Annotated in this window: 26 protein-coding genes; 14 read left to right on the forward strand and 12 right to left on the reverse strand. The window is 68.1% G+C overall.

The genetic code is table 11. The features are described from left to right. On the forward strand, positions 1-114 hold a 114-nt coding region (locus GSE44_RS18915; RefSeq protein ID WP_159348494.1), incomplete at its 5' end, for a transposase. Positions 115-392: 278 nt separating this feature from the next. Here GSE44_RS18915 and GSE44_RS18920 read toward each other — a convergent pair. The 3 genes from GSE44_RS18920 to GSE44_RS18930 all read right to left on the reverse strand — a co-directional run bounded on the left by GSE44_RS18920 (position 393) and on the right by GSE44_RS18930 (position 2,984). Beyond that, the gene (locus tag GSE44_RS18920) at positions 393-599 is read right to left on the reverse strand and encodes a cold-shock protein (RefSeq protein ID WP_328799094.1); all 207 of its coding nucleotides are present in this window, start codon (positions 597-599) and stop codon (positions 393-395) included. Positions 600-901: 302 nt separating this feature from the next. Then, on the reverse strand, positions 902-1,285 hold the full coding sequence (locus tag GSE44_RS18925; protein ID WP_159350399.1) for a hypothetical protein: 384 nt from the start codon (positions 1,283-1,285) through the stop codon (positions 902-904). Between the two features lie 79 nt (positions 1,286-1,364). Beyond that, positions 1,365-2,984: a hypothetical protein gene (locus tag GSE44_RS18930; protein ID WP_159350400.1), complete on the reverse strand. Its 1,620-nt coding sequence runs from the start codon at positions 2,982-2,984 to the stop codon at positions 1,365-1,367. A 278-nt stretch (positions 2,985-3,262) separates the two neighbouring features. Between GSE44_RS18930 and GSE44_RS18935 the strand changes: the two genes are divergently transcribed. Genes GSE44_RS18935 through GSE44_RS18950 form a run of 4 tightly spaced genes read left to right on the forward strand, consistent with a single transcriptional unit; the run spans position 3,263 to position 5,712 of the window. Further along, the gene (locus GSE44_RS18935) at positions 3,263-3,961 is read left to right on the forward strand and encodes a class I SAM-dependent methyltransferase (RefSeq protein ID WP_235924946.1); all 699 of its coding nucleotides are present in this window, start codon (positions 3,263-3,265) and stop codon (positions 3,959-3,961) included. A gap of 13 nt (positions 3,962-3,974) precedes the next feature. Beyond that, positions 3,975-4,973: a glycosyltransferase family 2 protein gene (locus GSE44_RS18940; protein WP_159350402.1), complete on the forward strand. Its 999-nt coding sequence runs from the start codon at positions 3,975-3,977 to the stop codon at positions 4,971-4,973. Then, positions 4,970-5,305: a DMT family transporter gene (locus GSE44_RS18945; protein ID WP_159350403.1), complete on the forward strand. Its 336-nt coding sequence runs from the start codon at positions 4,970-4,972 to the stop codon at positions 5,303-5,305. The genes GSE44_RS18940 and GSE44_RS18945 overlap by 4 nt, the downstream gene beginning before the upstream one ends. Further along, positions 5,305-5,712, forward strand: a complete 408-nt coding sequence (locus GSE44_RS18950) for a DUF3574 domain-containing protein (protein ID WP_159350404.1) — start codon at positions 5,305-5,307, stop codon at positions 5,710-5,712. Before GSE44_RS18945 ends, GSE44_RS18950 begins: the two co-directional genes overlap by 1 nt. Positions 5,713-5,732: 20 nt before the next feature. Here the strand turns inward: GSE44_RS18950 and GSE44_RS18955 are convergent, their stop codons facing one another. Beyond that, on the reverse strand, positions 5,733-6,668 hold the full coding sequence (locus GSE44_RS18955; RefSeq protein WP_235924948.1) for a Bug family tripartite tricarboxylate transporter substrate binding protein: 936 nt from the start codon (positions 6,666-6,668) through the stop codon (positions 5,733-5,735). 296 nt (positions 6,669-6,964) lie between these two features. Here GSE44_RS18955 and GSE44_RS18960 point away from each other — a divergent pair, with 296 nt between their 5' ends. Continuing rightward, entirely contained in the window at positions 6,965-7,837 is an 873-nt protein-coding gene (locus GSE44_RS18960) for an isocitrate lyase/PEP mutase family protein (protein WP_159350406.1), read from the forward strand. A 55-nt stretch (positions 7,838-7,892) separates the two neighbouring features. Here GSE44_RS18960 and GSE44_RS26795 read toward each other — a convergent pair whose 3' ends face one another. The 6 genes from GSE44_RS26795 to GSE44_RS18985 all read right to left on the reverse strand — a co-directional run bounded on the left by GSE44_RS26795 (position 7,893) and on the right by GSE44_RS18985 (position 13,656). Continuing rightward, positions 7,893-8,264, reverse strand: a complete 372-nt coding sequence (locus tag GSE44_RS26795) for a hypothetical protein (protein WP_235924949.1) — start codon at positions 8,262-8,264, stop codon at positions 7,893-7,895. 90 nt (positions 8,265-8,354) lie between these two features. Continuing rightward, on the reverse strand, positions 8,355-8,924 hold the full coding sequence (locus tag GSE44_RS26800; protein WP_235924950.1) for a transporter substrate-binding domain-containing protein: 570 nt from the start codon (positions 8,922-8,924) through the stop codon (positions 8,355-8,357). Beyond that, positions 8,921-10,804 carry a TRAP transporter permease gene (locus tag GSE44_RS18970; RefSeq protein WP_159350407.1) on the reverse strand — a complete coding sequence of 628 codons (1,884 nt, stop codon included), beginning with the start codon at positions 10,802-10,804 and terminating at the stop codon, positions 8,921-8,923. The genes GSE44_RS26800 and GSE44_RS18970 overlap by 4 nt, the downstream gene beginning before the upstream one ends. Positions 10,805-10,814: 10 nt before the next feature. Further along, positions 10,815-11,792, reverse strand: coding sequence for a TAXI family TRAP transporter solute-binding subunit (locus tag GSE44_RS18975; protein ID WP_159350408.1), 978 nt, complete (start codon positions 11,790-11,792; stop codon positions 10,815-10,817). Positions 11,793-11,903: 111 nt separating this feature from the next. Beyond that, positions 11,904-12,752: a pyridoxal kinase PdxY gene (pdxY, locus tag GSE44_RS18980; protein WP_159350409.1), complete on the reverse strand. Its 849-nt coding sequence runs from the start codon at positions 12,750-12,752 to the stop codon at positions 11,904-11,906. 160 nt (positions 12,753-12,912) lie between these two features. Next, complete coding sequence (locus GSE44_RS18985) at positions 12,913-13,656, reverse strand: glucose 1-dehydrogenase (protein WP_159350410.1); 744 nt, start codon at positions 13,654-13,656, stop codon at positions 12,913-12,915. Positions 13,657-13,759: 103 nt separating this feature from the next. Here GSE44_RS18985 and GSE44_RS18990 point away from each other — a divergent pair, with 103 nt between their 5' ends. From GSE44_RS18990 to GSE44_RS19000, 3 genes are all read left to right on the forward strand, one after another. Beyond that, the gene (locus GSE44_RS18990) at positions 13,760-14,140 is read left to right on the forward strand and encodes a YkvA family protein (protein ID WP_159350411.1); all 381 of its coding nucleotides are present in this window, start codon (positions 13,760-13,762) and stop codon (positions 14,138-14,140) included. 120 nt (positions 14,141-14,260) lie between these two features. Next, positions 14,261-14,488 (forward strand): 50S ribosomal protein L31, encoded by a 228-nt coding sequence (gene rpmE / locus GSE44_RS18995; protein WP_159350412.1) that lies wholly within the window; start codon positions 14,261-14,263, stop codon positions 14,486-14,488. A gap of 217 nt (positions 14,489-14,705) precedes the next feature. After that, a complete protein-coding gene (locus tag GSE44_RS19000) occupies positions 14,706-15,200 on the forward strand; it encodes an Hsp20 family protein (RefSeq protein WP_201306138.1) in 495 nt (164 codons plus the stop codon). An 84-nt stretch (positions 15,201-15,284) separates the two neighbouring features. Here GSE44_RS19000 and GSE44_RS19005 read toward each other — a convergent pair whose 3' ends face one another. Continuing rightward, a complete protein-coding gene (locus tag GSE44_RS19005; protein WP_235924952.1) occupies positions 15,285-15,491 on the reverse strand; it encodes a DUF1192 family protein in 207 nt (68 codons plus the stop codon). A gap of 121 nt (positions 15,492-15,612) precedes the next feature. Here GSE44_RS19005 and GSE44_RS19010 point away from each other — a divergent pair, with 121 nt between their 5' ends. Beyond that, complete coding sequence (locus GSE44_RS19010) at positions 15,613-16,167, forward strand: DUF1013 domain-containing protein (RefSeq protein ID WP_159350413.1); 555 nt, start codon at positions 15,613-15,615, stop codon at positions 16,165-16,167. A gap of 85 nt (positions 16,168-16,252) precedes the next feature. Here GSE44_RS19010 and GSE44_RS19015 read toward each other — a convergent pair whose 3' ends face one another. Next, the gene (locus tag GSE44_RS19015; RefSeq protein ID WP_159350414.1) at positions 16,253-16,435 is read right to left on the reverse strand and encodes a YdcH family protein; all 183 of its coding nucleotides are present in this window, start codon (positions 16,433-16,435) and stop codon (positions 16,253-16,255) included. Between the two features lie 192 nt (positions 16,436-16,627). On the opposite strand from GSE44_RS19015, the gene GSE44_RS19020 reads away from it, so the two are divergent. The 4 genes from GSE44_RS19020 to GSE44_RS19035 all read left to right on the forward strand — a co-directional run bounded on the left by GSE44_RS19020 (position 16,628) and on the right by GSE44_RS19035 (position 19,756). Further along, complete coding sequence (locus GSE44_RS19020; protein ID WP_159350415.1) at positions 16,628-16,828, forward strand: YdcH family protein; 201 nt, start codon at positions 16,628-16,630, stop codon at positions 16,826-16,828. After that, the gene (gene purE / locus GSE44_RS19025; protein ID WP_159350416.1) at positions 16,825-17,316 is read left to right on the forward strand and encodes a 5-(carboxyamino)imidazole ribonucleotide mutase; all 492 of its coding nucleotides are present in this window, start codon (positions 16,825-16,827) and stop codon (positions 17,314-17,316) included. The genes GSE44_RS19020 and purE overlap by 4 nt, the downstream gene beginning before the upstream one ends. Beyond that, positions 17,313-18,452 carry a 5-(carboxyamino)imidazole ribonucleotide synthase gene (locus tag GSE44_RS19030; protein ID WP_159350417.1) on the forward strand — a complete coding sequence of 380 codons (1,140 nt, stop codon included), beginning with the start codon at positions 17,313-17,315 and terminating at the stop codon, positions 18,450-18,452. The genes purE and GSE44_RS19030 overlap by 4 nt, the downstream gene beginning before the upstream one ends. A 179-nt stretch (positions 18,453-18,631) precedes the next feature. Continuing rightward, positions 18,632-19,756: an OmpA family protein gene (locus GSE44_RS19035; protein ID WP_159350418.1), complete on the forward strand. Its 1,125-nt coding sequence runs from the start codon at positions 18,632-18,634 to the stop codon at positions 19,754-19,756. The last annotated feature ends 103 nt before the right edge of the window (positions 19,757-19,859 follow it).

Genomic DNA, 19,859 nt, shown 5'->3' on the forward strand with positions numbered 1-19,859 from the left:
AACTTCTTCGCCAAGCTCAAGCAGTTCCGTGCCATTGCCACCCGCTACGACAAGACCGCACGTAACTTCCTCGGCGCGATCCACCTCGCCGCAGCCTATGTCTGGCTCATCTGAGGACAGGCCCTAGTCCTACTGAGACGTGTTCAGCAGAAGCTTACGGCGTCATGGCCATGACGCCCGCGAAGACACTCGAAGAATGTTGATGGGCCACGAAATGCCGGGGTGGCGCGGAGCAGCCGCTACCAGTGCCAATCGACAGCCCCCGGCTTTCGATGAAGCGGGGCCAACTCCCGGCTTCGGCGCAGGCCGACGCCATCCGGGCGGCACCAGCCAACCCGGATGGTCAGTCCCGACAGCAGTCGGGGGAGCGGCGGAAACCGCCGCTCAACCCTTCAGGCGAGACGCAGGTTACCGGCCGAGGTCTTGCCCTGCTGCCCCTGCATCGGCTCGTACTCGAGCTTGTCACCCTCGCGCAGCTCCTGGATGCCAGCGCGCTGGACATCGGAGATGTGCACGAAAACGTCCTTCGAGCCATCATCCGGCTGAATGAAGCCGTAGCCCTTGGTCGCGTTGAACCACTTCACAGTGCCTGTAGCCACAATACGATTCCGATCAAATAGAAAACCACCGGGCACGATTGCACAGCGGATCATCTTCGCTTTGAAACGGAAACCAACCCGGCACCCAACGAGTGGGTGGAGAAGCAAACCGAACCAACGAACCTGACCCGCTCAATGTTGGAGAAACCCATCCGCGGTGCAAGCCTTTCGAACGATGTTCCGCCGCAGCCTGTCGTGAGCTGCCACTTTCCGGCCCTTCCCTGGGTGAAATCCTCCTGTCTCGGGCCGGTGCAAACAGCGCAAGGAGGAGGAAATGACTGCGACGGATGTCGGGACGGCCCTCAGGCCTCGCCCTCCCCGCTGCCCCTCCTCACGGGCCGCTGCTCGCGAATGCCAAGCCGGTATTGTTCCTTCAACTGCTCCGCAATTTGCGCGACCGCCTCGTTGCCGGGATAAGAATCCGCCTTGGCATCGATCGCCATCTCCATCTCCCTGATGGCCTGTTCGACGCTTTCCGGGTCGTCCGGGTCGAATTGCAACTCCAGCCCCCAGCCCTCGAGGGAACCGGTGAAATTCGCCAGTTCGGCGAGCACATCGCGAGCCATGGCTGATCCTTTCAAATCGGCGGCATCGGCCGTTACGGCTCCAAGGCGGGGCGCCGCTGATACAGCCAGATAAGAACGAATAAAGAACCCTTCCAGGCCTGATGCCGGGGTGAGAATCACCCCGGCATCCGAACATCGGCACGTCTTCATTTGCTCCGTGGAAGCAACCACTCGCGCCAAGCGGATCTGCCTGCCTGCGCTAGTCCGCCCGCACGTAAAGCTTGTAGCCCTCGATCTCGCCCTGCTGCCGGTAGTTCCGGAATGCCTCGGCGAACAGCGGATGGCGACTGAAATACTCGATGAAATCGAACTCTTTCCCGCACCAGGGAATGCCGACATGCCGCGTCACCAGCACGGCCGACGGCGGTGCCGCTGCGAAATCCTCGGCCACGGTGCGGTAGACGAAGAACTCCGCCCGGGACATCTCCCAGGGCTGACGGTAGCGCTCGCCATTCTCCGGGCAGCGCTGGTTCACCCCCTGCAGTAGCCACAGGTTCATGAAGCGCAGGGTTGACTGGCTGTTGGCATAGTTCAACGCCGGAAAGATCGGCCAGATATCCGGCGTGAGAACCAGCAGCCGCTCGTTATAGGCGTGTTCCCGCAGCCATGCGGTCAGCCGTCCGCCCTTGTCGCGTTCGAAGTTGATCTCGCGGAAGGGCGCCTCGCCGCCGCGCACCATCAGCAGGCACAGCGCGGCGGCCATCATGGCGGAGAGCGCCGGCGCCGACGCCCGCGCCCGCCCCGCCGGAAGGGCACCGTCCAGCCAGCGGGCCCCGATCAGGCCGGCAGTCAGGCTGCCCAGCATGAAGATAGGCGCGGCGTGGTAGGTCCAGCCCTTGTGCTGAACCCAGGCCGAGATGAAGGCCCCCGCCATCGAGGCCCAGAGCGCCAGCACCAAGGGCCCGAAGCTCCGCAGCAGGCAGACGGTCGAGACCATGAGCAGCAGCAGCGTCGCCTCTCCGAGGTCCTCCGTCAGCAACACCTGGAAGGCCGTCAGCCCGCCAAGATTGACATAGAAGTCCCAGACCAGCGGCACGACATGCCCGAAGAAATCCGGGAAGAAGACCGGGATGGAGATGACGTAGAGCACCCAGACGGCCGCCATGATCCATGGCACCGGATCGGCCAGCGAAACGCCGATCCGCTTCCGGCCCCGGCGCATCAGCACCGCCGCCTCCACCAGCAGCGGCACCGCCAGGAAATGCGGCTTGAGGGCGAAGCCCAGCGCCGCCAGCAGGGCGACGCCGAAGAGCAGCCAGCGGCCCGTCGGCAGCGCCAGCATCCGCCGGGCCGCCAGGAAGGCATAGGGAATGGCGATGGTACCCATCAGCACCTCGCGCTGCCCGAAGTCATAGCCGGGCAGGACCATGGCCAGCGGCACCAGTGCCGCCAGCACCGCCCGCTCGACCGGCCCTTCCGCCATCCCCACGCGCAGCCGCTCCACCAGCCACCAGACCAGGCCGCAGAGGGCCAAGAGACAGAGAAGCAGCGCACTCACCCCGTCCAGCGGAGTGTATTCCGCCAGCCAGGCGGCCGGCAGGTTGAACAGGAAGATCAGCGGCGGATTGACGTCGATCAGTTCAGAATACAGCCGCTGCCCCGCCACCCAGCGCTGGGTGAAGTTCAGCACCGCCGAAACGTCATGGTTCAGAGGCGGCGACAGCACCGTAATCAGGAACAGCGCGGCCGGCAGCAGCGCTGCCGCCCGCCAGAGACGCAGACGGAGTGCCGATCCGGCCAGGGCGGCGAGCGGCCGCTGGGCCACCTGGGAGAGGCCCGGCGCATCGGCCTCAGGGGAAGAAGGGACGGGGGCGTTCATCGTGACCGTTTCGGCTGCGCATCCTGGGAGGCAAGGGCCAGCGGCGCAACCAGGGGCCGGGACGGGGCCGGGTCGCGGCGCCTCGTAGCCTCGATCGCCTCGATTATCGCGGCGGATTGCGGCACGGCCTGGGCGGATCTGCCTTGTCCCCGCCGCAGGGCGCTGCCACAAGCCGCCGGACCGGGTGCAGGGGACAGCACCCCCCCGGCCAACCGCGCCCCCGATCCGCGCCCTGATCCACGCGAGCCCGCGCCTTGGAAGACTCCGAATACAGCCTGATGGACGCCGTCGAGGACCGCATGTGGTGGTACCGCGCCATCCATGCCCGGCTCCTGGACGCCCTCGCCCTCCGCCCTGGGGTCGCCGCCCTGCCGGTGCTGGATGCCGGCTGCGGCACGGGCGGCTTCCTGCGCCGCCTCGCCGAGGCACCCCGCCCCGCCGCCGGGCTGGACTACAATCCCTCCGCCGCCGGCCGGGCCGCGACCAAGTCGGGCCTGCCCGTCACCGCCGGCACCGTCAACGCCCTGCCCTTCCCCGATGCCGCCTTCGGCGCTGCCGTCTCGGTCGATGTCCTCTGCCATGCCGCGGTGGACCAGCCCCGCGCCCTGGCGGAGCTGCGCCGGGTCATCGCCCCGGGCGGCACGCTGCTGCTGAACCTCCCGGCCTTCGCCTGGATGTTCTCGGCCCATGACGTCCGGGTCCACAATGCGCGACGCTACACCGCCCCCGCCGCCGCCGATCTGCTGCGGGAGGCCGGCTTCACGGATGTCTCGGCCAGCTACTGGAACGGCTTTCTGCTTCCACTCATGGTGCTGCAGCGCAAGGTCCTGGCCCGTGGGCAGGACCATGCCAGCGACGTGGGAGAATTCTCCCCCTGGCTGGACCGGCTCCTGCATGGCGTCACCGAGATCGAACGGCGCGCCCGCCTCCCCCTTCCAGCCGGCGGCTCCGTGCTGCTGACGGCGACCCGCCCCTAAAGGATACCCAGCAATGCGCCCCCAAGACCCTCCGGCGCCGCATTCCTCGGCCGAGGCCGTAGGCCTGTCCATCGTCGTGCCCGTCTACCGCGGCGCCGCAACCGTCGGCACGCTCGTCGCCGCCCTCTCGGCCCTCAGACCCGCCGGCGGCATCGAGATCGTTCTGGTCAATGACGGCTCTCCGGACAATTCCAGCGAGGTCTGCCGCCGCCTGGCCGCCGAGGCCAGCGTGCCGCTCACCTATGTCGAGCATGCGCGGAATTTCGGCGAGCACAACGCGGTCATGTCCGGCCTCCGCGTCGCGCGCGGAAGCTATGTCATCACCATGGATGACGACCTGCAGAACCCGCCGGAGGAGGTGCTGAAGCTTTACGACCATGCTCGGCTCGGGAACTGGGACGTGGTCTACACTCGATACGCGGTGAAGGAGCACGAGGGCTGGCGCAATCTGGGCAGCCGCTTTGCCAACGGCGTCGCGGACCTGCTGCTGGACAAGCCGCGCGGCCTCTATCTCTCCTCATTCCGCTGCATGAGCGCGCTCGTGGTGCGCGAGATCACGCGCTACTCCGGCCCCTACCCCTATATAGACGGGCTGATCATGCAGGTGACGCAGCGGATCGACAGCATCGAGGTGCGCCACCTCAAGCGGGTGGAGGGCCACAGCAACTACACGCTGCGCCGCCTGGTCCGGCTGTGGCTGAACCTCGCCACCAACTTCTCGCTCCTGCCCGTGCGCCTCGCCGTCTTTGCCGGCGTGGCCATGGGCATCCTCGGCGTGCTTGCCGCGCTCGTCGTCATCGTCGAAGCCATCTCCGGCGATCCGCCCTCCGGCTGGGCCTCCATCATGACCGTCACGCTGCTCATCTCCGGCGTGCAGTTCCTCATTCTCGGCGTGCTGGGCGAATATGTCGGCCGCTCCTTCCTCTCCGCCAACGGCACGCCGCAGGGCGTGGTGCGCGAGGTGGTGCGGGCCCGGCCCGTCCTGGAGAACCGCGTGGAGGATGCGGCATGACCGCCCATTGGATCGCCCTGGCCGCCGCAATCTGCACCTCGCTGGCAGGACAGATCCTGCTGAAGTCCGGCGCCACGGGCGAAGGCAACTTCATCGCGCAGCTCTTCCGCTTCCACACCATCGTCGGCCTTGGCCTCTATGGCGGCGCGGCGCTGCTCTATATCGTTGCGCTGCGCCGCATCCCGATGTCGGTCGCCCTGCCCTGCACGGCCGCCTCCTATGTCGTCGCGGTGCTCATCGGCCATTATTTCTTCGGCGAGGTGCTGAACCCGCAGAAGATCGGCGCGGTCGCCCTGATCAGCCTCGGCGTCGTCATGCTCGCCAGCGCGTGATGCCGCGCGCTGCCCTGGCGGGGGTCCTGGCGCTGCTGCCCGCGGCCTGCGCGACCGCACCCGCCTGCCCCACTGGCACCGCCCCCGCCGCCTTTGCCGAACTGGCCTTCGGGCGCAATGCGGATGGCCGGCTGCGTGTGACGGATGCCGACTGGGCCGCTTTCCTGGCCGAGGAGGCGACGCCCCGCTTCCCGCAGGGCCTCACCACCCTTGACACGCAGGGCCAGTGGCGCGGTGCGGATGGACGGATCGAGCGGGAGCCCGGCAAGCGGCTCTGGCTCGTCCTGCCCGGTGCGACATTCGAGGAGGCCGCCACCCGCACCGAGGCGCTCGCGGCGGCTTATCGGTCCCGCTTCGGCCAGGAGAGCGTGATGCGCAGCCTGCAAAGTGGCTGCGCCGGCTTCTGAAGGCTTCCAGAAGCGCCGCCCTACTCCACCCGGAATCCACCCTCGGCGATCAGTGGCGTCCAGCGAGCGACCTCCCGCGTCACATGATCGGCGAAGTCCTTCGGGCTTCCACCGACCACGCGGCCAGCCTGGGCGCGGAACACCGCCTCCTTCACCTCGGGCAAGGCGGCGATTCGGTTGAACACGCCGTTGATCCGCTCCACCAGCGCCGGCTCCATGCCGGCTGGCGCCATGATCCCGTGCCACACCGCCAGGTCGAAGCCCGGCAGCACGCGGGCAACCGGCGGCACCCCCGGCAGGGCGGGCGTCTGCTCGGCCGTGCTGACCGCGATCGCCTTCGCCTGCCCGCCGCGGATCATCTGTAGGGCGGAGGACACGGTGGGGAAGCCGAATTGTGCATCCCCCCGCACCAGCGCCGTGACCATCTCAGCGCCGGAGCGGTAGGGCACATGCACCATCTCGATCCCGGCCTGCTTGAGCAGCAGCGCCATGAACAGGTGACTGCCATTGCCTGTTCCGGCCGAGGAATAGGTGAAGGCGCCGGGCCGTGCCTTTGCCTGGGCGATCAAGTCCGGCAGATCCTTCACCGTGACGGAGGGATGCGCGATCACCACCCCCGGCAGGTTCACCAGATGCACGATCGGGGTGAAGGCTGTGGGCGGATCATAGGACAGGCTGGGATTGAGCAGCTTGCCGATGGCGTTCGAGCCCACATCGGCCATCATCAGCGTGTAGCCATCCGGCTTTTCGCGCGCCGCATAGGCGCCGCCGACGGTACCGCCCGCGCCCGAGCGGTTCTCCACCACCAAGGTCTGGCCCCCGGTGAAATCACTGAAGCGCTGCGCCACCGTGCGGGACAGCGTGTCAATCGCGCCGCCCGCCCCGAACGGCACCACCAGCCGCACCGGCCGCTCCGGCCAGGCTGCCGGGGCCTGCGCCCGCGCGAGCGCGGGCACAGCCAGTCCTGCCAGGACTGCGCCTATTCCACGCCGGGAAACTATCCCCTGGACCATCGAAGCCTCCTCCTCGGCGCCGCCTCTTCTCGTGCGGCCTTGCCCCAATCCACCGGCCGTTGGGCCGGCGTCCAGGGATGTAGGCGCAACTCTAGCCGCGCCGGCCGCGTCTTTTCGAGCCCGTTATGTGCGGAACACCAGACGACGTTCCGCTGCCGATGGCCATGAGGCGAGCCCGCCGCTTTAATGCCGCAAGGCCGGCGGAAGAATCACGGCGCGCAAAATGGAGGAACACGGACATGGCTGATCCCGCACTCAAGGCTGCGCTGGACGCGGGCCGCTTCATCGTGGCGCCGGGAATCTTCGACATGATCTCGGCGCGGCTTGCGGACGGCATGGGCTTCTCCGCCCTCTATGCCACCGGCTACGGCACGGTGGCCTCGCATCTCGGCGTGCCGGATGCGGGGGTCGCCACCTACACCGACATGGTCGGCCGCATGAGCCGCTTCGCCCAGGGCTGCCGCACGCCGGTGATCGCCGATGCCGATACCGGCTATGGCGGCCTGCTGAACATCCGCAGCACCGTCATGGGCTATGAGGCCGCCGGCGTCACCGCCATCCAGATCGAGGACCAGGAGGTGCCGAAGAAATGCGGCCACACGCCCGGCCGCCGCGTCATTCCCGCGAAGGAGATGGCATTGAAGGTCGAGGTGGCGGCCGAGGCCCGGCGCGATCCAAACTTCCTCATCATCGCGCGCACCGACGCACGCACGGGGCTCGGGCTGGATGAGGCGATTGGGCGCGGCAAGCTCTATCGCCGCGCGGGAGCCGACATCGTCTTCATCGAGAGCCCGGAGACCGAGGACGAGATGAAGCGGATCGGGCAGGAGATCGACGCGCTGCTGCTCGCCAACAACGTAGAGGGTGGCCGCACCCCGATCCTGCCGGCGGAAACGCTGAAGAGCTACGGCTACAACATCGCCATCTATCCGGCGGTGGGCTTCCTCAGCATGGCCGCGGCGCTGGAGCGCGCCTATGGGCATCTGCTGGCCTATGGCGACAGCAAGGCCCTGCCGGCGCGGGACAGCTACGGCTTCGACCGGATGAACACGCTGATGGGCTTCCCGGAGGTCTGGGAGTTCGAGAAGCGATGGGTGCGCGAGGAGGGCTGAGCGCCCCGGCCTCCCCGGCGGCCATAGGGCCGGCGGAAACCAGGGCGCAGCCGCGCTAGCGGATCGGCGGCGCGTACATCAGCCCGCTCCGCGTCCAGAGGTCGTTCAGGCCGCGCGGCAGGCCGAGCGGGCTGCCCTTGCCGAGATTACGCTCATACATCTCGCCGTAGTTACCGGCGGCCCGGATGGCGTTATAGGCCCAGCGCTTGTCCAGCCCCATCATCGGCCCGTGGTCACCCACCTGGCCCAGAAGGCGCCGCACCTCGTTGCGCTGGCTGCCCAACATCTCCTCGGCATTGGCCGCGGTGATTCCCAGCTCCTCCGCCTCGATCAGCGCGAAGATCGTCCAGCGCACGATGTCGAACCACTGGTCGTCGCCATGCCGCACGGCGACGGCAAGCGGCTCCTTGCTGATGATGTCGGCCAACACGATGTGCTGCTCGGGATCGGCCAGCGCCGTGCGGATGCCGGCGAGCTGCGAGGCATCGGTGCTGAAGGCGTCGCAGCGCCCGGCCTCTTAGGCATGGCGCGTCTCGACATTGTTCTCGAAGACCACGGGCCGGAAGGTGACGTTGTTGGCCCGCGCCCAGTCCGCCAGGTTCAGTTCGGTCGTCGTGCCGGTGGTGATGCAGATCGACGCCCCGTCAAGCTCCTTCGCCTGCGAGATGTTGAGGGACTTCCGAACCATGAAGCCCTGGCCGTCATAGAAGTTGATGGCGGTGAAGTTGATCCCATTGGACGCGTCCCGCCCGTGCGACCAGGTGGTGGTGCGGGGCAGCACGTCGATTTGCCCCGCCTGCAAGGCCGTCAGCCGCGTGGAGGAGGTCACGGTGGTGAAGCGCGCCTTCGCGGCGTCGCCGAAGACGGCTGCGGCGATAGCGCGGCAGGTATCCGCATCAAGGCCACGGTAGATGCCGCGGCTGTCCATCACTCCGAAGCCTGGTGCGCCGGGATGCCCGCCGCAATCGACCTGCCCCTTGGCCCGCACCGCCTGCAGCGTCGGCCCCGGCTGCGCCGTTTGCGCATGGGCCGCCAGCGGCGCCGCCCCGAGCAGCAGCGCCGCCGCCCGCATCATGACCGTCTTCATGCTGCTCTCCTGACCCCCGTCAATGCCCGGCCCATGGCCCAGGCGAGTCCCATTGCTGCCAGCGCCACCGCCAGCCGTGCCGGCGCCGGGAGCACGGGGACAAAGGCGGCCACAAGCCCCGCGGTCCCGAGAAGGATCCGGGGAATCGTCCCGATCGGAGACAGGAAGTACCCGGCATAGGAGGCCGTGATCGCCACCAGCGCCGCGACCTGAATTGCGGTAGCCAGCAGGATTTCCAGCAGGCTTCCGCGCAGCATGATCCCGGGGTCATAGATGAAGGCGAAGCCCACGGTGAAGCCCGCGATGGCGAAGCGGGTCGCATGGATGCTGGTGATGGTCGGCTTCGCCCCGGCGATGGAGGCGGCGGCAAAGGCGGCCGCCGCCACTGGCGGGGACACATCGGCCAGCACCGCGAAGTAGAACAGGAACAGATGCGCGGGCAGCACATCCACGCCCATGGCGATGAGCTGCGGCACCCCGATCGCGGCGGCGATGATGTAGGAGGGCGTGGTCGGCAGCCCCATGCCCAGGACCAGCACGGTGATCCCGAGCAGCACCAGCAGCAGCGGCAGCGAGCCGCCCGCCAGGTCCTTGATGATCCCCCCAAAGGCCACGACCATCCCCGTGGCCGTCAGCGCCGAGACGACAATCCCCGCTCCGGCGATAGCGACCGCAAGCGGTGCCATGGTCAGCCCCGCATTCAGCAGGCTCCCGAAGATCGCGCGCGGCGACATGCGCGTCCGCTTGCGCGCCACGGCGACCGCCACCATCGCCAGCGTCGCGCAGAAGGCCGCGTAGTTCCCGGACCAGCGCTCCACCATCAGATAGACGAGCACGGCCATCGGGATGACCAGATGCGCATCCGCCGCAACCTCGCGCCAGGGCGGGATGTCGGCTTTCGCCATGGGCGCCATGCCGGCGCGCTTTGCATCGAAATGCACGGCCGACAGGATCGCGAAGTAATACAGCGCCGCACCGATCGCGGCGGCGAGGACGATCTCGCCATAGGCGATGTTGGTGATCTCGGCCATGACGAAGGCTGCCGCCCCCATGACCGGCGGCATGATCGCGCCGCCTACGCTCGCCGCGCTCTCGATTCCGCCTGCGACGGCCGGCTTGTAGCCGATGCGCTTCATCAGCGGGATCGTCATCGCCCCGGTGGTGATGACATTGGAGACAGAGGACCCGCTCATCGTCCCGAACAGGCCGGAGGTGACGACCGCCACCTTCGCCGGTCCGCCCGTGAAGCGCCCCGCCGCCGCGGCACCCAGGTTGCTGAACAGCCGCCCCGTTCCGCTTCCCGCCATGAAGGCGCCGAAGATGATGAAAACCGCAATGGTGGTCGCGACGATGCCGGTCAGCGGTCCGTAGACGCCGCCCGCCGTGGGCACCAGCCAGGACGCCTCCAGGATCTCGCTCAGCGAGAAGGGCCGCGTGTTCAGCACGCCCGGCAGGAAATGGCCGAACCCCATATAGGCGATGCTGCCGATCACCATCCAGGCGAGCCCCGGCTCCACCGCCCGTCGCGTTGCCTCCAGGAGCGTGACGATCGCCAGGACCGCGAGGGCCGACATGACTGGCGTGAAATCGTCCACATATTCCATGCGGTCCGACACGGCGCCGGCGAAGACCCAGACCCAGAGATGCGGTGCGGCCGCTGCGGCGAACCAGCCCCAATCCCACAGGCTCGGCCTTTCCTTCGGGCTGGAGGCCCGCCCCGGCCAGAGCAGGAAGATCGGCGGCACGAAGGCCAGCAGGTGAAAGGCCCTCATGGCGATCGGCTCCGGAAAGCCGACGCCGCCGAAATACAGGTGGACCGCCGCGGCGAGCGCCAGCCACCCGGACAGGACTGGCCCCAGCGGGCCCTTCAGTGCACGCAATGCCTTGTGCTCAGCGGGGCATCACGCCGGCTTCGCGATAGGCCTTCGCCGCCCCCGGATGCAGCGGGGCGCCCTCATACTTCCAGGCCACCGCCGGGTCATAGGCGGCCATGGAGGCATGGATCTGCGTCAGCCTGGCGCCCTTCGCCGCGATCAGCACCTTGGTCAGCTTGTAGGCGACATCCTCCGGCACGGATTCATGCACGACGATCACGCTGTCCATCGTCGTCACCGGCACGTCGCCAGATTGCAGCGCCGGATAGGTCGCGGCCGGGATGATGCCCTGGTTGTAGGCATAGGCGTCGATCAGGTGCTTGCGCAAATCCTCGGGGAAGGCCACCAGCTTCGCCGCGCGCCGCCCCTGGCCGATCTCCGTCAGGATCGCCGCCGGCTTGGCCAGGGCGAAATAGCAATAATCCACCTGCCCGTCGCCGAAGGCCGCTGCCACGTCGTTGTAGGAGCCGTTGAGATAGGTCCCGCCCTCGGCCCTGATCTTCTCCGGCGAGGTGCCGAAGAACTTCAGGATACGCTGCAGCGTCATCTCATCCGTGGAGGAGCGCTGCGGGCAGCCGATGCGAATGCCGCGCTGTGTCAGGATCGCACGCATGTCCTCCATTGGCTTGTCGGCCGCGCGGAGCATGTTGTGCTCCGTCGGCGAATAGCCGGTGCCGAGGGTGCGGATCTTGTCGTGCTTCGCGCGATAGGGCTCCTCGCCACGCACCGCCGCGGCGGTGAAGGCATCGATGCCCCAGCCCATCTGCGACTGCCCGTTGTTGATGCGCGTCGGATTTGCCAGCCCGCCGCCGGGGACCACGCGGATCTGCAAATCCGCCTCGTCCTTCGCCAGGGCGGCAATGCCCGCCCCCATCGTGTACCAGCCGCCGCCCAGAGAGCCGGCGACGAATTCGAAGGTCTGCTGCGCGCGCGCGGTGCGGATGAAGGGGAGCGCCAGGGCGCCCCCGAGAGCAAGGCGGCGGGGAATGAGCATGATCGATCTCCGGTCGGCTGGCCTGTGGCGTCGGCGCCTGTGGAGTCGATGATGGACGTGCCGCACGGCCAGGAGCAACTGCCCCCTCGCAGCCTCCCGCTCAGCGGGGCATCAGCAGGCCTCGGCGGTGAAGATCCGGGAGGGCCGGACGAACTCGTCCTGCGCCGCCACTGTCAGGATCTCCCGCGACCCTGCCTCGGCAGTGCGCTGCAGCAACCCGTAGACGGAGGACGCCACCGAGGAGAGCGCCACCCGCGCCTCCCCCCATCGCAGGCGGTGGAACAGGAAGAGCGCCGCGATGGCATCCCCCGCCCCGTTGACCGAGATCGGCAGCAGCGGCGTCCGCACGCGGTGGAACTGGTCGCCATCGCCGGCCAGCATGTCCACGCAATCGCTCGGCGTGTCCTCCACTCGCAGGGAGGTGACCAGCACGCAGGCCGGCCCGCGCGCCTGCAGCGCCCGCACTGCGCGCTTCGCATCATCCAGGGTGGAGACCTTGGCGTCGGTCAGCCATTCCAGCTCGAAATGATTCGGCGTCACGATAGAGGCGGCGGGGACGGCGCGGTCGCGCATGAACTCCGGAATGCCGGGGCGGACGAAGATCCCGCGCCCCACGTCGCCGATCACCGGATCGCAGCAATAGATGGAAGCCGGATTGGCGGCCCGCACCTTCACGACGGCTTCCAGGATCGCCTCGCCGATCGCGGCGTCACCCATATAGCCGGACAGGACGGCGTCGCAGCCCGGCAGCGCGCCACGCTCCTCGATCCCGAGCACCAGGTCGCGAATCAGATCGGCCCCGAAGACCTGCCCGCGCCAGGCGCCGTAGCCCGTGTGGTTGGAGAATTGCACGGTATTGAGCGCCCAGACCTCGGCGCCCAGCCGCTGCAGCGGGAAGACGGCGCTTGAATTCCCAACATGCCCGTAGGCCACCCAGGACTGGATCGAGAGGATGTTCATGCCACCATCCATCCCGCGCGAGGTCCCGAATCACCGCCCCTGCGCGGGCCGGGGCGGTGCATCCTCCCTAGTGCGGATCGCCGCCCGGCGAAATCACCCGTGGGCGGAAATCCTTGCCGGGAGCGACAGGCATCGAAACTGCCTCCGCCCCCTGGCGCCCTCAGGCGCACCGCCCGCCATCCACCGGCAGCAGCACACCGGTGATGAAGGAGGAGGAATCCTCCGCCAGCCACACGCAGGCATTCGCGATATCGGCAGGGGTGGAAAGGCGCCCGATGGGAATGCTCGCCAGGAAGCGCTTCCGGTTCTCCGGCGTGTCCTCCGCTCCCATGAAGGCTGTAGTCAGCCCCGTCACCCCCATTACCGGGCAGACGGCGTTCACCCTGATGTTCTGCCCCGCCCATTCCTGCGCCAGGCTCTGAGTGAAGACGTTCACCGCCCCCTTGGTGCCGTTGTACCAGGTCAGCCCCGGCCGTGGCCGTAACCCGGCGGTGGAGGAGATGGTGATGAAGCTTCCCCCGCCCCGCGCCAGCAGCGCCGCATGGGCGGACTTGGCCATCAGGAAGACGGACTTCACGTTGATGGCGAAAACGCGGTCAAACTCCTCCTCGCTCACGTCCAGAGAAGGCTGGTTCCGGTAGGTCCAGCCAGCATTGTTCACCACCACGTCCAGCCCGCCGAAACCGGCGACCGTTCCGTCAACCATCGCCGCGATATCCGCGGCCTTGGAAACGTCGCCGCCCAGCGCCAGTCCGCCGATTTCGGCGGCCACCCGCCGCGCGCCCTCAAGGTTTAGATCGGCCACCGCCACCTTCGCTCCCTGGGCGGCGTATTCCCGCGCGATCCCCTCCCCGAAGCCCGACGCCGCACCCGTGACGAGCGCGATTTTGCCCTGCAGGCGCATGGCCCTGTTCTCCTGGACGTTCCCAATGACCAGTCTGGGAAGGACGCAGAGCCGGGTCAAATCAGCCTCACCCCGGCCTCGCGGCGGCGCAGGAGGAAACCCGATGCTGCTACGCATCAAGCAATGGGCGCGGGCGATCCGGCGGGACGTCCACGCGCTCTACCTCGCCGCGCGCGACCGGCGCACGCCTTGGTACGCCAAGGCCTTCGCCCTCGTGATCGCCGCCTATGCGCTCAGCCCGATCGACCTGATCCCGGACTTCATCCCGGTGCTGGGCTACCTGGACGAGTTGATCCTGCTGCCGCTCGCCATCTGGCTCACCGTGCGGATGGTGCCCGCCGGGGTGATGGCGGAACACCGCGCAACTGCCCTCGCCACACAGGAGTGCCCGGTTAGCCGCGGGGCCGCTGCCGCCATCGTCGTGCTCTGGCTCGCGGCCGCGGCCATGCTCATCCGGTGGTTATGGCCGGACGCCGCCAATTGAGGAAAGCCATCGGCGGGTGCCGCCGGCAAATGGTTGCGCCCCAGGGCCTCACCCGCTAAACGCGCGCACTTCGCGCTTCCGGTCGGCATCGGCGGCGCCACATTCTATGGAACCCGCCCCATGAAGTCCGACATCCACCCCGACTACCACGAGATCACGGTCATCATGACCGATGGCACGACCTACAAGACCCGCTCCTGCATGGGGAAGGAAGGCGACACGCTGCGCCTGGACATCGATCCGAAGTCCCACCCGGCCTGGACCGGCGTGCAGCGCGTGATGGACACGGGCGGCCAGATCGCCAAGTTCAACAAGAAGTTTGCTGGCCTCGGAACCCGCAAGGGCTGATCTGCGCGCGGCGCAATGCTAGGCTGATCTTATTGCATACCAGAGGGGGCTCCGGCGCTTGAAGCGTCGGGGCCTTTTTCTTATTTCCGAACCAGTCCACGGCGCCCGAATGGGGCCGGGGACGCGTGGCAAGCCGGACGCACGGCCCGATCGGGGGTGCACCAGCCGGGGAGCCGCGTACCCCACTCGATGACCTTGCTCATGCAGGAGGTTTCTCGTGAACGCACTCGACCTCTCTCCCCTTTTCCGCACCGCCATCGGCTTCGACCGATTGGCCCGCCTGATGGACACGGCCCGCGCGGCCGACGCCCCGTCCTATCCGCCCTACAACATCGAGCGCACGGCGGATGACGCCTACACGCTGACGATGGCGGTGGCCGGCTTCGGCCAGGACGACATCGAGATCACCGCGCAGGACAACGTACTCGTCGTCTCCGGCAAGGCTCCGCAGCCGACCGATGACAACAGCCGCTTCCTCTATCGCGGCATCGCCGGCCGCGCCTTTGAGCGCCGCTTTGTCCTCGCCGATCATATCCGGGTGGAAGGCGCGAGCCTGGAGAACGGCCTGCTGCATGTCGCGCTGAAGCGCGAGGTGCCGGAGGCGCTGAAGCCCCGCCGCATCGCGATCGGCAACGGCCGCCCGCAGCAGCCGGCGATCGAGGGCCGCGCCGAGGCGGCCAACAGCCAGGAGGGCCAAGCCCAGGCGGCCTGATCAGCTAAGCCAGAGCGGAATCGGGGCCGGCGGAGCAATCCGCCGGCCCTTTCCTTATCCAGGTTGCTCCACCTGGACTCCGGATCAGGGCTTCCGGAAGAAGGCGTCCGCCGCCGCCCGCTGCGCCGCCCTGGCGGCGATCGCCGCCTCCGCCCGCGCAATCTCGGCCTTGAGCGCCTCGACATAGGCCTTCAGCGTGTCCTCGGACCAGTCGGCCAGCGCCGCCGGCGCGAAACCACCAGGGCCTGAGCCGACCGGGCCGGGCCTGCGGTGCATTTCCTCTTCGAACATCACGATCACGATCTCCTTCCGGCTTTGACCGTCCCCATCCCCCTCTCTATATCCCCACGCAACTCCCCCTGGGGCCCTTCGGCCCCTGCCGACGCCCCATGGGCGCGACGAGGTTCACGCCATGCCCACGCCCCTGATGCCCAAGGCCACCGCTGTTTGGCTGATCGACAAGACCTCCCTCACCTTTGACCAGGTCGCGGATTTCGTCGGCATGCACCCGCTCGAGGTGCAGGCCATCGCGGATGGCGAGGTGGCGCAGGGAATCGTCGGCTACGACCCCGTGGCCAATGCCCAGCTCACCCGCGAGGAGATCGCCCGCTGCGAAGCGGACCCGAACGCACGGCTGGTGATGATGGAAAGCAACCTTCCGCAGCCGAAGGTGCGCGGCAAGGGTGCCAAGTACACACCCGTGGCCAAGCGCAACGACCGGCCAGACGGGATCGCCTGGCTGCTGCGGAACTACCCGCAGCTGACCGACGCACAGGTGGCCAAGCTCCTCGGCACCACCAAGGAGACCATCGCCAAGGTGCGCGACCGCAGCCACTGGAACACGGCCAACATCAAGCCGCGTGACCCGGTGATCCTCGGCCTCTGCACCCAGTCCGACCTTAACGCCCTCATCATCTCCATCGGCGCCCAGCCAGTGCCGACGGCGGTGGAGGACGACGCGGCCTGAGGCCGGTCCGCAAGGCTCGACGAAAACAGGCCAATAAGAAAGGCGGGCCCCGAAGGACCCGCCTCTTGCTGCCTGACGGAACGCCTTATTGCGGCCGGAGGCGCTGCGCCTCGAAGCGCTCCATTTCCTCTTTCAGCCGCAGCTTTTCCCGCTTGAGCCTGGTCAGTTCCATGCTGTCCGGCATGGGCCGGACGGCTTCCTCAAGAATGCGCGCATCGATCGCGTTGTGTCGGTCCTTGAGAGACTGCAGCCGGTGCGGGTTCAGCATACGCGTGATCCTCTTCCTGCTCGGTTCGGTCGTTTAGGCCAGTTCGGCCGTCTTGGCCGTTTCGCGCGGCGTCTGTCACCGCCGCGCAGGAGATGATATGGCAAGCGCCAACCCGGGCGCGACCCATCTCACGCCCTTATCAACCCGCCCGTCCCGCTGGAGGGACCGGGTGCTCGACCCATCCGGGGGACCATGCTGGCCGAACGCGACAGCCTTCTCCGCCGCCTGCACGAGTTGCGGAGCGAGCACCGGGACCTGGACACTGTCATCGCCCGTCTCGAGGACAGCCTGCACGATCAATTGCAGCTCCAGCGACTGAAGAAGCGCAAGCTCAAGCTCAAGGACGAGATCGCCTGGCTGGAAAGCCGGCTGGTGCCGGACATCATCGCATGAGTAACGTCACGCGCCCCCAGGTGGGCATCATCATGGGCTCCCGCTCTGACTGGGAAACCATGCGCCATGCCGCCGAGATGCTGGAGCAGCTCTCGGTCCCGCATGAATGCCGCGTCGTCTCCGCCCACCGCACCCCGCACCGAATGGTGGACTATGCGGAGGGCGCCGTGGCGCGCGGGCTGAAGGTTATCATCGCGGGGGCCGGCGGCGCCGCCCACCTGCCCGGCATGACTGCCAGCATGACCCGCCTGCCCGTCCTCGGCGTGCCGGTGGAAAGCCATGCATTAAAGGGACAGGACTCCCTCCTCTCGATCGTTCAGATGCCCGCCGGCATACCAGTGGGCACGCTGGCCATCGGCCGTGCGGGCGCAGTGAACGCTGCCCTCATGGCCGCCGCCATCCTCGCCCTCTTCGACGCTGCCCTGGCCGATCGCCTGGAGGCTTTCCGAAAGGCCCAGACCGACGGCGTTGCGGAAACCCCAACTTGACCCCGCCCACTGACACGACCAGCCCGCTCCCACCTGGCTCGACCATCGGAATCCTTGGCGGCGGCCAACTCGGCCGCATGACCGCCCTCGCTGCGGCCCAACTCGGCTACCGCTGCCACGTCTATTCCCCGACCGATGGTGAGCCCGGGACCCAGGTCGCCGGCGCTAGCACCATCGCTCCATATGAGGACGAGGAGGCACTCGGCCGCTTCGCCCGCTCCGTGGACGTGGTGACCTTCGAGTTCGAGAACGTCCCGGCCCGGGTGCTGGACCATCTCGCCGCGCTCGTTCCCTGCCGCCCGGGCACCCGGGCGCTCTCCATCTGCCAGGATCGGCTGCTGGAGAAGGCCTTCCTCGAGAAGGCCGGCGTTCCCGTGGCGCCCTGGGCACCGGTTCATTCCGCCGCCGACCTTCCTGCCGCGCTCGCGAAGGTCGGGCTCCCCGCCGTCCTCAAGACCACCCGCCTCGGCTATGACGGCCGCGGCCAGGCAGTGGTCCGCAGCCTGGAGGAAGCTGAGGCGGCCCTCGCCCGCCTCTCGCCGCATCCGCTGATTGCCGAGGGCTTCGTCCAGTTCACCGCCGAGATCTCGGCAATCGCCGCCCGTTCCGTCGACGGTAGCACCGCCACCTATGACGCGGTCGAGAATCGCCACACCCACCACATTCTCGACCTTTCCTTCGCCCCCGCCCGTGTGCCGGAAGCGGCTGCCGCGGCCGCCCGGCGCCATGCAGCCGCTGTGGCAGAGGCGCTGGAGCTGGTCGGCGTGCTGGCAGTCGAGTTCTTCCTGCTGCCCGGCGGCACCCTGCTCGGCAATGAGATCGCCCCGCGCCCGCACAATTCCGGCCATTGGACGATCGATGCCTGCCAGGCGAGCCAGTTCGAGCAGCATGCCCGCGCCGTGGCCGGCCTTCCGCTCGCCGGGACAGAACGCCACGCTGATGCGGTGATGCGTAACCTTGTCGGCCCTGAGGGCATGGCACGGTGGCCTGCCCTTGCCGCCGCCCCCGCCGTCTCCGTCCATCTCTATGGCAAGGCGGAAGCCCGCCCGGGCCGCAAGATGGGCCACGCGACGCGGTTGCTTCCGCTCGGCTCACTCGCCGTCCAGAGCGATTCGGCCCATCTCAACCATCTGTGACCGAAATGCCAAGGTGTGCTGTGGCTGCCACGCCACAGTGACCTGAAACCCGTTTCGGTACGGGCCGGATGCGATGCGTGGGCGCAAAGGCAGTGGTAGATAAGCCTGACGCGGCGCCGGAATCGGGAGCCACCTGACTCCCGCGCCGCGCGCCCCTGGTGGATCGGGAGTTCAACATCATGAGCCTGAAGAAGGCCCTTCTGGCCGCGACGATTCTGTCGCTGCCGCTCGCCGCGCAGGCCCAGCCTGTGACCGGCCTCTACATCGCCGGCGGCGCTGGCGTGAACTGGCTGCAGAAGTCGGACATCGACCTCGTCGGTCCGAACGGCCGGACGGTCGGCACTGCCGGCAGCGTCGATTTCGACCACGGCTGGCTCGGCGTCGGCAGCATTGGCTTTGGCTTCGGCAACGGCCTGCGCCTTGAGGCCGAGGGCAACTACCGCGAGAACAACGTTCACGACTTCCGCTTCGGCGGCGTCACGCCCCGCTTCCAGGGCGGCCGTACCCGCTCCTATGGCGCGATGGGCAACGTGCTGTTCGACTTCGCCATCCCCGGCGTGCCGGTGATGCCGTATGTCGGCGGCGGCGTCGGCTATGTGTGGCATGAGTATGACGGCGTGCGTGGCACGGACTACACTGCCCCGAACGGCAATCGCCTCATGATCGACGACACTGATGGGCGCTTCGCCTATCAGGGCATCGCCGGCGTGGCCTTCAACCTCGGCGTCCCGGGGCTGAGCCTGACCGCCGAGTACCGCTTCATGGGCACGCTCTCGCCGGAACTGAACGCCGTCGTGCAGACCCAGACGGCGGCCCAGGCTCGCGTCAACCAGCGCACCACGATCGCGTCCGGCAAGGTTGAGGTGGACAACTACAACCACTCCGTGCTCGTCGGCCTGCGTTATGCCTTCAACGCGCCGCGCCCGGCGCCGGCTCCTGTCGTGGCCCCGGCTCCGGCCGCTGCCCCGGCTCCGGCCCGCACCTACCTGGTGTTCTTCGACTTCGACCGTGCTGACCTGACGGATCGTGCCCGCCAGATCATCGCCGAAGCCGCCCAGGCGGTGACCAGCACCGGCACGACGCGCATCGAAGTGGCCGGCCATGCCGACCGCTCGGGCACGCCGCAGTACAACCAGCGCCTGTCCATGCGCCGCGCCGAGGCTGTTGCCGCCGAGCTCGCGCGCCGTGGCGTCGCCCGCTCCGCCATGTCGATCCAGGCCTTCGGCGAGAGCCGTCCGCTGGTCCCGACCGCCGATGGCGTGCGTGAGCCGCAGAACCGCCGCGTCGAGATCGTGCTGCGCTAAGCAGCACGACCCTCTCGCAGGGAAAGTTGGGGGCGGGACCGCAAGGTCCCGCCCCTTTCATTTGGAGCGTTCCGCAACCCATCTGAAGACTCGCCCTTGCTCG

The sequence above is a fragment of the Muricoccus harenae genome (assembly GCF_009848505.1).
Lineage (GTDB): Bacteria > Pseudomonadota > Alphaproteobacteria > Acetobacterales > Acetobacteraceae > Roseomonas > Roseomonas harenae.